Source organism: Flavobacterium gelidilacus DSM 15343 (assembly GCF_000422685.1).
Taxonomy (GTDB): Bacteria; Bacteroidota; Bacteroidia; order Flavobacteriales; family Flavobacteriaceae; genus Flavobacterium; species Flavobacterium gelidilacus.
In genome coordinates, this window is record NZ_AUGN01000001.1 from 259,646 (window position 1) to 272,007 (window position 12,362).

Here is a 12,362-nt window from a genome sequence, read left to right on the forward strand (position 1 = left end):
CAATGAAAAAGATACTACTAGTTGACGATGAGCCAAACATCATAATGGCATTAGAATATACTTTCAAGAAAAATAATTTTGAAGTATTTATAGCTCGTGACGGACAAGAAGCATTGGATATTTTGAAATCAAATTATCCAGATGTTATTATTTTGGACGTTATGATGCCAATGGTAGACGGTTACGCTACTTTAGAACATATTAAAAATGATAAAAACCTTTCACATACTAAAGTTATTTTTCTATCAGCAAAAAATAAAACTTCTGATATTGAAAAAGGTATATCACTAGGTGCAGATGCTTATTTAACCAAACCTTTTTCTGTGAAAAATGTAGTAGATAAGGTTTTTGAACTGGTATCTTAACAAATTTAAGTAACAACTATACCTAGTTAGCAATATTTTTACCAATTACATCCTGATTTTCTTTATATTTACTATGTAAAATTAACACAACCACAAAGTAGTATATAATAATGAATTATAAAGAAATTTATTCTCAAAGTATTGATTCACCGGAACAATTTTGGGAAACACAAGCAAAACAATTAGATTGGTATAAGCAACCAAAAACTATTTTATCAAAAGACAAAAACGATTATCCTCTTTGGTTTGAAGATGGAAAATTAAATATGTGCCATTTAGCTATAGACAAACATGTTGAAGATGGTTTTGGAGAACAAATTGCCATGATATTTGATTCACCTGTCACACAAACTGTTAAAAAGTATACATACAACGAAGTTAAAACTGAAGTTGCCAAATTAGCTGGAGGTTTTTTATCCTTAGGATTAAAAGAAGGTCATACAACTATTATTTATATGCCAATGATTCCACAAGCAGCTTTTGCAATGTTAGCTTGTGCTCGAATTGGAGTAACACATTCAGTAGTTTTTGGAGGATTTGCACCTCATGAATTAGCCATTCGAATTGACGATTGTAAACCTAGAGTAATTATAACCGCTTCTTCTGGAATAGAAGTGGATAGAGTAATTGCCTATAAACCTATGGTTGATGAAGCTATAAATTTAGCTGAACATAAACCTAAAAAAGTTATCGTTTTTAATCGAAAACTTGGTGCAAAAGTACCTTTTAAAAAGTATGATGTAGATTATGATGCTTTAGTTTATGGTTCTGAGGAAACTGATTGTGTTTCTTTAAATGCAACACATCCTTTATATGTTTTATATACTTCTGGTACAACAGGAAAACCAAAAGGAATTGTTAGAGATACAGGTGGTTATGCCACTGCACTTAAATTTTCAATGCAACAAATTTATGGTGTAAAAGAAAACGATGTTTTTTGGGCAGCCTCTGATGTTGGTTGGGTTGTAGGGCATAGTTTTATTGTTTATGGACCATTATTAAATAGAAATACAACTATTATTTTTGAAGGAAAACCTATAAAAACTCCAGATGCTTCTACTTTTTGGAGAGTTGTAGCTGAACATAAAGTTAATGTCATGTTCACAGCTCCAACAGCTATTAGAGCGATAAAGAAAGAAGATCCAAATGGAGATTTTATAAAACAATACGATTTAAGTAGTTTAAGAACTCAATTTTTGGCTGGTGAACGTTGTGATGTTGCTACTTTAGAATGGTATCAAAAACATATTCCAATTCCGGCTATTGATCATTGGTGGCAAACAGAATCAGGTTGGCCTATGATTGCTAACATGATGGGTGTTGAATATTTGCCTATAAAACCAGGTTCGGCCGGAAAAGCTGTTTCTGGTTATGATATTAAAATTTTTAATGAGGTTGGTGAAGAATTAGGACCAAATGAAGAAGGATATGTAGTTATAAAATTACCTTTACCTCCAGGTACATTATTGGATTTATGGCAAGATAATGAACGATTTAAAGCTGGTTATTTGAATAAATTTCCAGGTTATTACTTTTCAGGTGATGGTGGGTTTATTGATGATGATAACTATATTTTCATAACAGGTAGAGTAGATGATGTTATAAATGTTGCTGGTCACCGACTTTCAACTGCTGAAATGGAAGAAATCGTATCTTCTCACGATACTGTTGCTGAATGTGCCGTAATCGGAATAAATGATGAACTAAAAGGTCAAATTCCTTTAGCATTAGTAGTAATAAAAACAGGTGAAGTAATGGAAAACTTCCAATTAGAGCATGAAATAGTGCAGCTAGTTAGAGCCCAAATAGGAGCTGTGGCTAGTTTAAGAAATGTAGTTGTGGTAGAACGATTACCTAAAACTAGGTCAGGCAAAATTTTGCGTAAATTATTAAGAAGTATTGTTGATGGAGATAACTATAAAATTCCTTCTACAATTGATGACGAAGCAATTATTGATGAAGTAAAAGAAGAATTTCAAAAATATAAAATAGGATCATTCAAATAGAAATGGTCTATATTAATTTAGCAATAAAAAATTTATCAAAACAAACAGATTTCATATATTTACATTTCAATTTTTGCTAAAAACTAATTACTGAATATTAACAACTGAACACTGAAAATCAACAATATGAGTTACTATAAAATAAAAGATTTAGAAAACTATTTTAAAATGTATAAAAAATCGGTTCGGGAGCCTAGAAAATTCTGGGACAAAATTGCCGATGAAGAGTTTACTTGGTATCAAAAATGGGATAAAACCTTTGAATTTGATATGCAAGAAGCTAATTTTAAATGGTTTGTAAATGGAAAATTAAATATAGTTAAGAACTGTATTGACAGACATTTAAATAAAAGAGGTGATAAAACCGCTATTATTTTTGAACCAAATGATCCAAAAGAAGAAGCACAACATATAACTTATAATGAATTGTATGTAAGAGTAGCAAAAATGGCCAATGTTTTACAAGAACAAGGAATTCAAAAAGGAGATAGAGTATGTATTTATTTACCTATGATTCCAGATTTAGCTATAGCGACTTTAGCTTGTGCCCGAATTGGTGCTATACATTCAGTTGTTTTTGCTGGTTTTTCTGCTTCAGCTGTTGCTGCTCGTATAAATGATAGTGATTGTAAAATGGTTATCACATCTGATGGTGGATTTAGAGGAAATAAAACCATAGACTTGAAAGGAATAGTTGATGAAGCCTTAAAAAATTGTCCCTCTATTGAAACTGTTTTAGTTGCAAAAAGAACTAAAGTTGAAATTGCAATGAAAGAAGGACGTGACAAATGGTTACAGCCTTTATTAGACAGTGCAATGTCTTCTCACGTAGCTGAAATTATGGATGCCGAAGATCCTTTATTTATACTTTACACTTCAGGTTCAACCGGAAAACCTAAAGGAATGGTTCACACAACTGGTGGTTATATGGTTAATACTGCTTATACTTTTAAAAATGTATTTAATTATGAAGAAAATGATGTGTATTGGTGTACAGCTGATATAGGCTGGATTACTGGACATTCTTATATTTTATACGGACCATTATTAAATGGTGCTACAACCGTAATTTTTGAAGGTGTTCCTTCATATCCAGATTATAGTCGTTTTTGGGAAGTTATTGAAAAACATAAAGTCAATCAATTCTATACAGCTCCAACAGCTATTCGTGCTTTAGCTAAAGAAAATCTTGATTATGTTCAACGTTTTCAATTAGAATCTTTAAAAGTTATTGGTTCCGTTGGTGAACCTATTAATGAAGAAGCTTGGCATTGGTATAATGATCACGTAGGAGGAAAGCGATGTCCTTTAGTAGATACATGGTGGCAAACTGAAACTGGTAGTATAATGATTTCGCCAATTCCGTTTGTAACACCAACAAAACCAACTTATGCTTCTTTACCATTACCTGGTGTTCAGCCCGTTTTAATGGATGAATTACGCAATGAAATTGAAGGGAATCAAGTAACCGGTAGTTTATGTATTAAATTTCCTTGGCCATCAATGGCTAGGACGATTTGGAATGATCATAAACGTTATAAAGAAACTTATTTTACAGCTTTTCCAGGTAAATATTTCACTGGAGACGGTGCTTTGCGTGATGAAGTAGGTTATTATAGAATTACAGGTAGAGTTGATGATGTAATAATCGTTTCTGGACATAATTTAGGAACTGCTCCAATTGAAGATGCCATAAACGAACATCCAGCTGTAGCTGAAAGTGCTATTGTAGGTTTTCCTCATGATATTAAAGGAAATGCTCTTTATGGTTATGTAATCTTAAAAGAATCAGGTGAAGGGAGAGATAGAGTCAATTTAACAAAAGAAATTAACGAAATGATTTCTAACCAAATTGGTCCAATTGCAAAACTAGATAAAATTCAATTCGTTTCTGGTTTACCCAAAACACGATCGGGAAAAATTATGCGTAGAATTTTACGTAAAATTGCAGAAGGAGATTATTCTAATTTTGGTGATATTTCAACATTATTGAATCCAGAAATCGTAGAAGAAATTAAAGAAGGGAAGCTATAAGCTTCCTTTTTTTTTTAAAGCATTCTTGACAATACAAAAGTGGCAACAATCCATAAAATTATGGATAAAACTCCACCAACAACAAAAAAATGTTTGAATTTATAAACATTCAATCCATAAATAATAGTATTTGTTTGATAACCCATTGGTGTAAAGAAACTAAAATTAGCTGCAAATAAAACGGACAGAATAAAAGGTTTTACAGGTAAATCCATTCCTTGTGCTAAAGCTATTGCAATAGGAGTAATAATAATTGCAGTAGCATTATTCGATATAAAACCACTAATTATCATAGTTGTCAAAAATAAAACTCCTATGATAAAATAAGGTTCTTTATTTAAGCATAATTCTAACAATTGGGCAGTTAAAAATTTGTCAGCACCACTATTTTCCATTGCAATCCCAATCGGAATCATTCCAGCTAATAAGAAAATTATTTCCCAATTTACTTTTTTGTAAACTTCACCTAATTTAATGCAGTTAAAAGCTAATAAAAGCGCACAACCAATTAAAGCACTTGTTAAAATTGGAACAATACTAGTTGAAGCTAATCCAATAACTACTAGCAAAATTAAAAAGGTTATATTACGTTTAGTTTTTGAAGTTGCAATCGTAAAATCAAAATCTTTATTAACTGTCATGTATTCAGAAGAGCTAAATTCAAAATACCTATTTTCTGGAATTTCAACTAAAAGTTGATCTCCTAAATTTATAGTTATATCATCTATGTTTTTTTGCATAATTCGTTCATAAAAATTAGGCAATTTTTTTCTATTTCTAAAGCCTAAAGGTTTTGCTCCGTTAACCATATAACTCTTTATTTCGGTAAACTTTTTGTTGATTAAAGGGGAGCCTGGTAAAACCACTAAATCAATAATCTTTGTATAGTTGATTTCATTTTCTACTTCTATTTCTTTATTATCGTCTAATGAGTAATTTACAAGGTAATTTGTGGAGTTTTTTAGATTAAAAATAGACTTAGCATCACCACTTATAACAAAAATGTCATTCGCTTTAATTTTTATATATTTTCCAGGTAACTTAGTGCTTTTATAAGCTCTAATGAGTTTCAGTATTTTAATTTTATCTTTTTTGAATAAATAAGTTTCTTCTATTGTTTTGTCAATTAATTCAGAACCTTCTTTAATTTGAACTGTTGTTAAATAACGATTGTTTTTATCCAAAACATCAAACTCTTCATTGTTTCCAGTTGGCAATAAGAATGATAGAAAGGTCACAACAATAATTCCAATAACTAAAAAAAGTAAACCATATAAACTGAATTCAAAGAAAGTAAATCCCTCGATTCCACTCTTTTTTACAACAGAATTTATAATAAGGTTAGTTGAAGTTCCCATTAATGTACAACTTCCTCCTAAAATCCCTGCAAATGAAACAGGTAATAGCAATTTTCCTTTCGGAATTTTATATTTTCTTGATAAATCTGTGATTATTTTGATAAAGACAATAACTACTGCTGTTGTACTGATAAAGCTTGAAACTACTCCTGTAATAAACATAAATAGGGGTATTATTAATAAAAGAGGTAGAATTTTAATTTTTTCAAGTCCTTTGGATAACCATGAAATAACACCATTATCCTCCAATCCGATAGCAATAATCATTAAACATAGTATAGATATAGTTGCTGGACTTGAAAATCCACTAATGGCTTCTTCTGGTTTTAACAAACCAAAAACCAATAAACTAACCAATATAAAGAAAGCTATTTTATCTACTGGAAACACTTCAAAAGCAAATAAAACTACTGATATCAGAAGTACACAAAATACAATGATTATCTCTGTTGTCATGATTAATTAATTTTTAATAAAAATATTTACAATTAGTTTTATTTGATTATTTAATAATGAGAAGTATTTATAAAATTCCCATATTGTTTATATTATTTCAAATCCTTATATTTGGTATCCTAAAAAATAATAATGCGAAAGATTACAATACTATTGGTTTTAAGTTTGTTTTTGCAAACAAATTATTCTTATTCACAATCTAAAAGAAAAAAGAGACAATTAGCAGAAAAAGCACAACAACTTAAAAATGAGCCTCAATCCGAAAAGAAAAAAGAAACTAAAATTAAGGAATACGACCAAGTAATAACTAAGAAAGCAATTTCAGATGATGGATTATTCAAAAGTCACAAAGTGGATGATAAATACTATTTTGAAATTCCAAATACCTTATTAAACAAAGAAATGCTATTAGTGAGTAGAATTGCTAAACTTCCATCCGGACTTGGTGGAGGTTATGTTAATGCTGGTTCTTCTGTTAATGAGCAATTAATTGTTTGGGAAAAATTTCAAGATAAAGTACTGATAAAAGTAAAATCTTTTGCGTCTATTGCAAATGATACTTTACCAATTAACATTTCTGTCAAAGCCAATAACTACGAGCCTACTTTGTTTGCTTTTGATATCGCTGCCTTTTCTAAAGATTCGTCTTCAATAGTTATAGATGTAACAAAATTCTATGCTTCTGATGTTAAAGCATTAAGTGGTTTGTCATCAAAAATGAGAGAAACTTATAAGGTTAAAAATTTAGATGATTCAAGAAGTTTTATTACTTCTGTTAAATCATTTCCAATGAATATAGAAGTTATTCAAGACTTTACTTATAACGCCTCTAATCCTTCTATGTTAGAAAATACGGAGACAATTAGTCTACAAATGAATCAATCGATGATTTTGCTGCCAGAAGAACCGATGCAACCAAGACTTTTTGATAAACGTGTTGGATGGTTTACCGTAAATCAATATGATTATTCTAGTGAAGCTTTAAAATCAGATAAAAAGACTTTTATTAAAAAATGGAGACTAGAACCAAAAGACTTAGAAGCTTATAACAGAGGTGAATTAGTAGAACCTATAAAACCAATTGTTTATTATTTAGATCCCGCAACTCCTGAAAAATTAAGAAAATATATTAAAGCTGGTGTAGAAGAATGGCAAAAACCTTTTGAAGGAGCGGGTTTTAAAAATGCCATAATTTGTAAAGATGCTCCAACTTTTGAAGATGACCCCGATTTTAGTCCAGAAGACATTCGTTATTCGGTGATTCGATACGTTGCAAGTACAACCCGAAATGCAGTTGGACCAAGTGTTTCCGACCCAAGAACAGGAGAAATCATAGAAAGTGATATTATTTGGTATCACAATCATTTACGCTCCTACAGAAATAGATATTTATTAGAAACTGGTGCAGCCAACGAAAAAGCAAGAACTCTAGATACTTCAAACGAAGATATGGGAGAAATGATGCAAATGGTAATTGCTCATGAAGTTGGTCACGCATTAGGTTTTCCGCATAATATGGGTGCAAGTTGTGCTTATGAAGTTGAGAGTTATAGACAACCTGCTTTTACCAAAAAAATGGGAATCTCAGCAAGTATAATGGATTATGCTCGCTATAATTACATTGCTCAACCTGGTGATAAAGATGTGCGTTTTATACGTCAAATGGGACCTTATGATTATTATGCTGTAAATTGGGGATACCGAAAAATTCCTAATATACAATCACCAGAAAACGAAGCAAACATTCTTGATAAATGGATTGAGGAAAAAGCCAATGATAGATTATATAAGTTTGGCAACCAAGGCAGTAGTTTTGATCCAAGCTCGCAAACAGAAGATATTGGAAATGATGCTATGAAAGCCAGTACTTATGCTTTAAAAAATTTAAAAGTCGTTTGTGAAAATCTAGAAAATTGGACTAGCGAAAAAACTAATAATTTTGAGGATGTTGATGAATTATATGACGAATTGTTAGGATGTTGGAATAGATATATTGGACATGTTGCTACAAATATTGGAGGTGTTTATGAAACATACAAAAAACCTACACAAGCAGGTGATATTTATAGTAATGTTCCCAAAATCATACAACAAGAAGCTTTAAAATGGTTGCAAGAAAACGCGTTTAATAGTCCAACTTGGTTGGTTAATACCTCAATTCTTAAAAATACTGACTACACTGGTTATTTGGAGAAATTTAGAAATCTTCAAGTACGTGCTTTAAATAGAATTTTGAGTTTAGAAACTTTAGGAAGACTCCAAAATGCTACAGTTATAGATAACAACAGTTATCTGCCTATTACATTTTTACAAGAACTTAGAACAGGAATTTGGAGCGAATTAAAATCTAATGAAAATACAACTATTTACAGAAGAAATTTACAAAGAGCTTATATTGAAAGAATGGAGTTTTTAATGAAAGAAGAATTTAAAAAAACCGATTCAAAAGAAAGTTATAATGTTTCTCAATCAGATGTAAGAGCTTTGGTAAGAGGAGAATTAACTTTACTTCAGAAAAATATTCAAAATAAAAAAGGGTTACAAACTTCAATAGAGAATAAATATCATTTAGAAGACTGCTTATTTAGAATTGACGCTATTTTAAATCCAAAATAGTATAGCCTATTTATTTTATGAACAATTGTTAATTAAGAATTATAGTTAAAAAATCATATAATAATTCATACATTAGTAAAATGATTTTAAGAAATGAAGTTTCTATAATTGGTGGTGGTTTAGCTGGATTAACAGCTGCTATAGATTTATTAAATAGAAATTATGACGTTGTTGTATTTGAAAAAAACGAATATCCAAAACATAAAGTTTGCGGGGAATTCATTTCCAACGAAGTTTTACCGTATTTAAAAAAAATAGGTTTAGATGTAGAATCTCTTCATCCTAAGAATATTAATAAAACACAATTATCAACTCATTCAGGCAAAATAATTAAAGGTAAATTGCCTTTAGGTGGATTTGGTATAAGTCGTTATATATTAGACAATTACTTATACAAAAAAGTACTAGAACTAGGCGGTAAAGTAGTTAAAGATTCCGTGACTTCAATTGATTTTTTAGATGATATTTTTAGTATTTCAACACAATCTAATGAAATATTTCAATCAAAAATTGTTTTAGGAGCTTTTGGAAAAAGATCAAATTTAGATATTGAATTAAATCGTAAATTTATTAAACAGAAATCACCTTGGTTAGGAGTCAAAGCGCACTATTCAGGAAATTTTCCTAATGATTTGGTAGGCTTGCATAATTTTGAAGGTGGTTATTGTGGAGTTTCAAAAGTTGAAAATGATGTAATAAACATTTGTTATCTTGTTCAATACGAATCCTTTAAAAAGTATAAAAACATAGTTGATTTTCAAGAAAATGTGATATTTAAAAATAAAAATCTTGAAGAAATATTTAAAGAAAGTAACCTTTTATTTGAAAATCCATTAACCATTAGCCAAATTTCATTTGAAGATAAACCTAAAATTGAAAATCATGTCTTAATGATTGGTGATTCAGCTGGATTAATTCACCCTTTATGTGGAAACGGAATGGCAATGGCGATTCATAGTGCCAAAATTGCAAGTGAGTTGGTTGATGACTTTCTTCAAAATAAGATTTCAAGAGCTTCAATGGAATCAAATTATATTTCAATTTGGAATAAAACGTTTAAAAAAAGATTACAATTCGGAAAATTTTTATCCAAACTCTTATTGAATTCGTATCTTTCTAAAATAACAATGAATTTGTTGATAGCCTTTCCTTTTTTATTACCTATAATTATTAAAAAAACACATGGAAAACCGCTTTAAAAAAACAATATCAAACCATAAAAATGCCAACAATTAATACCAAATATAGAACGGAAGAAGAAGAAATCATGGATGATTTTTCATTAGAAGGAGAAGAACTTCGTGAAGCTTTAGACAAGATTGCTTCCATTAACCAATTGCTAGGTGGAAATCAACTAACTTTACAAGGAGTCAAAAAATTAATAAATTCCAAGGATGAAATTACAATCGTTGATGTTGGTTGTGGAAATGGTGATATGTTGAGAGCTTTAGCCGATTTTGGAATTAAAAATAATCTCAACTTAAATTTAATTGGAATTGATGCTAATGCTTTTACGATTGATTATGCTATAAAATTATCAAAAGAATATCCAAATATAAGTTATAACTGTGAAGATATTTTTAGTGAAGTTTTTAGTCAATTAAATTATGATATTGTGTTATGCACCTTAACATTACATCATTTTAAAAACAAACAAATTGACTACTTAATTCAACTTTTTAATAAGCAAGCAAAAATCGGAATTATAATTAATGATTTGCATCGAAATATAATTGCTTACAGAGCTTTTCAACTAATTTGTTTTATTTTTAGATTGAATAGAATGTCAAAAGAAGATGGTTTAGTTTCCATTTTAAGAGGTTTCAAAAAACATGAATTAATCGATTTCTCAGAAAGAAATAAATTAAAAAATTATTCTATTCATTGGAAATGGGCTTTTCGTTACCAATGGATTGTTAGGAGTTAGAATTCAGAAATTAGAAATTAATTGCCATTCGGCTTTAGCCAATGGTTAAAATATAAAAAATAAATGTCTGTTAAAATAATAAATGTTGCCACTCAATTACCCGAATTCTCAAGAGAAACTAAAGATATTCTACCTTTTTTAGACATATGGTTAGCCAATCAAGATGATCGATTTAAACGTAAAGTCAAAAAGATTTTTGAAGGAGCAAATGTTGATAAACGTTACACGATAATGCATCCTGAAGAAGTGTTTTCACTGCATTCATTTGAAGAAAGAAATGCTATTTATGCTAGAGAAATGATTGTTTTAGGTGAAAAAGTATTGAAAAAAGCATTAGATAAAGCCAACTGGCAACCAGAAACGATAGATTTTATCATCACGGTAAGTTGTACTGGAATTATGATTCCCTCTTTAGACGCTTATTTAATAAATAAATTAAATCTACGTCAAGATGTAGTTCGTTTGCCAGTCACAGAAATGGGCTGTGTAGGTGGAGTTTCAGGAATCATTTATGCTAAAAATTTCTTGAAAGCAAATCCAAACAAAAGAGCCGTTGTTATTGCAGTCGAAAGTCCAACAGCTACTTTTCAATTGGATGATTTTTCCATGGCAAACATTGTGAGTGCCGCTATTTTTGGTGATGGAGCAGCTTGTGTTTTGATGTCTTCGTATGAAGATGAAGTTGGACCAACTATTGTCGATGAATCAATGTATCATTTTTATGATAAAGAAAATATGATGGGTTTTGAATTGACTAATAAAGGGTTGAAAATGATTTTAGACATAGAAGTTCCTGACACAATAGAAGAACATTTTCCCGCAATTTTACATCCTTTTTTAGAACGAAATCAATTGGAAATAAAAGATATTGAACATTTAATATTTCATCCTGGTGGAAAAAAAATTGTTAACTTAGTAGAAGGTCTATTTTCAGATTTAGGAAAGAATATTGATGATACTAAAGAAGTACTTCGTTTGTACGGAAACATGTCAAGTGCAACGGTTTTATACGTTTTAGAACGAATCATGAACAATCAACCAAAAGCAGGAGAAAAAGGTGTTATGTTGAGTTTTGGGCCAGGATTTACAGCACAAAGAGTGTTGTTAGAGTTTTAAGTAGTAAGAAAAAAATAATTTGCGAATTTGCGGTTATATGACAAAACAAGAAATAATATCAAAATTACCATATTCCAAACCTTTTTTGTTTGTGGATGAAATTTTATCTATTGATGAAAATAGAGTAGAAGGTACGTTTATTTTTGACGAAAACTTAGACTTTTACAAAGGACATTTCAAAGACAATCCAGTTACACCAGGAGTTATTTTAACCGAAACTATGGCACAAATTGGCTTAGTTTGTTTGGGAATTTATTTGAATGAAGGAAAAGAAATCAAAAATATAGGTTTTACATCATCTGAAGTAGAATTTATGAAACCCATTTACCCAAACGAAAAAGTTACTGTGATTTCAGAAAAAGTATATTATCGCTTTGGAAAACTAAAATGCAAAGTCAAAATGCTAAATGAAAAAAACGAGGAAGTTTGTTCTGGGGTTTTAGCAGGAATGATTTTATGATGGTTCGATTTTTTCAAATTATCG

At 30.0% G+C, this 12,362-nt stretch carries 9 protein-coding genes; 8 read left to right on the plus strand and 1 reads right to left on the minus strand.

What is annotated here, in order from left to right; all coding sequences use genetic code 11:
- The first annotated feature begins 2 nt into the window (after window positions 1-2).
- The 3 genes from G507_RS0101170 (at window position 3) to acs (ending at window position 4,405) form a co-directional block, all read left to right on the plus strand.
- Window positions 3-365 (plus strand): response regulator transcription factor, encoded by a 363-nt coding sequence (locus G507_RS0101170; RefSeq protein WP_026715761.1) that lies wholly within the window; start codon window positions 3-5, stop codon window positions 363-365.
- 110 nt (window positions 366-475) lie between these two features.
- Window positions 476-2,371, plus strand: a complete 1,896-nt coding sequence (locus tag G507_RS0101175; protein WP_026715762.1) for an acetate--CoA ligase — start codon at window positions 476-478, stop codon at window positions 2,369-2,371.
- A gap of 126 nt (window positions 2,372-2,497) precedes the next feature.
- Complete coding sequence (gene acs / locus G507_RS0101180; RefSeq protein ID WP_026715763.1) at window positions 2,498-4,405, plus strand: acetate--CoA ligase; 1,908 nt, start codon at window positions 2,498-2,500, stop codon at window positions 4,403-4,405.
- Between the two features lie 14 nt (window positions 4,406-4,419).
- Here acs and G507_RS0101185 read toward each other — a convergent pair whose 3' ends face one another.
- The gene (locus G507_RS0101185) at window positions 4,420-6,219 is read right to left on the minus strand and encodes an SLC13 family permease (RefSeq protein WP_026715764.1); all 1,800 of its coding nucleotides are present in this window, start codon (window positions 6,217-6,219) and stop codon (window positions 4,420-4,422) included.
- A 132-nt stretch (window positions 6,220-6,351) separates the two neighbouring features.
- Between G507_RS0101185 and G507_RS0101190 the strand changes: the two genes are divergently transcribed.
- The 5 genes from G507_RS0101190 (at window position 6,352) to G507_RS0101210 (ending at window position 12,338) form a co-directional block, all read left to right on the plus strand.
- On the plus strand, window positions 6,352-8,835 hold the full coding sequence (locus G507_RS0101190) for a zinc-dependent metalloprotease (RefSeq protein ID WP_026715765.1): 2,484 nt from the start codon (window positions 6,352-6,354) through the stop codon (window positions 8,833-8,835).
- A gap of 80 nt (window positions 8,836-8,915) precedes the next feature.
- Window positions 8,916-10,034 carry an NAD(P)/FAD-dependent oxidoreductase gene (locus tag G507_RS0101195; RefSeq protein WP_026715766.1) on the plus strand — a complete coding sequence of 373 codons (1,119 nt, stop codon included), beginning with the start codon at window positions 8,916-8,918 and terminating at the stop codon, window positions 10,032-10,034.
- A 23-nt stretch (window positions 10,035-10,057) separates the two neighbouring features.
- Window positions 10,058-10,762, plus strand: a complete 705-nt coding sequence (locus G507_RS0101200) for a methyltransferase domain-containing protein (protein ID WP_026715767.1) — start codon at window positions 10,058-10,060, stop codon at window positions 10,760-10,762.
- A 63-nt stretch (window positions 10,763-10,825) separates the two neighbouring features.
- Complete coding sequence (locus tag G507_RS0101205; protein WP_026715768.1) at window positions 10,826-11,878, plus strand: type III polyketide synthase; 1,053 nt, start codon at window positions 10,826-10,828, stop codon at window positions 11,876-11,878.
- Window positions 11,879-11,915: 37 nt separating this feature from the next.
- Entirely contained in the window at window positions 11,916-12,338 is a 423-nt protein-coding gene (locus tag G507_RS0101210; protein ID WP_026715769.1) for a 3-hydroxyacyl-ACP dehydratase FabZ family protein, read from the plus strand.
- Window positions 12,339-12,362 lie beyond the last annotated feature (24 nt).

What these genes read in the sequence shown, in the direction of transcription:
- G507_RS0101210 (WP_026715769.1), top strand. Translation starts at nt 11,916, where the DNA reads ATGACAAAACAAGAAATAATATCAAAATTACCATATTCCAAACCTTTT.
- G507_RS0101185 (WP_026715764.1), bottom strand. Translation starts at nt 6,219, where the DNA reads ATGACAACAGAGATAATCATTGTATTTTGTGTACTTCTGATATCAGTA.
- G507_RS0101200 (WP_026715767.1), top strand. Translation starts at nt 10,058, where the DNA reads ATGCCAACAATTAATACCAAATATAGAACGGAAGAAGAAGAAATCATG.
- G507_RS0101175 (WP_026715762.1), top strand. Translation starts at nt 476, where the DNA reads ATGAATTATAAAGAAATTTATTCTCAAAGTATTGATTCACCGGAACAA.
- G507_RS0101195 (WP_026715766.1), top strand. Translation starts at nt 8,916, where the DNA reads ATGATTTTAAGAAATGAAGTTTCTATAATTGGTGGTGGTTTAGCTGGA.
- G507_RS0101190 (WP_026715765.1), top strand. Translation starts at nt 6,352, where the DNA reads ATGCGAAAGATTACAATACTATTGGTTTTAAGTTTGTTTTTGCAAACA.
- G507_RS0101205 (WP_026715768.1), top strand. Translation starts at nt 10,826, where the DNA reads ATGTCTGTTAAAATAATAAATGTTGCCACTCAATTACCCGAATTCTCA.
- G507_RS0101170 (WP_026715761.1), top strand. Translation starts at nt 3, where the DNA reads ATGAAAAAGATACTACTAGTTGACGATGAGCCAAACATCATAATGGCA.
- acs (WP_026715763.1), top strand. Translation starts at nt 2,498, where the DNA reads ATGAGTTACTATAAAATAAAAGATTTAGAAAACTATTTTAAAATGTAT.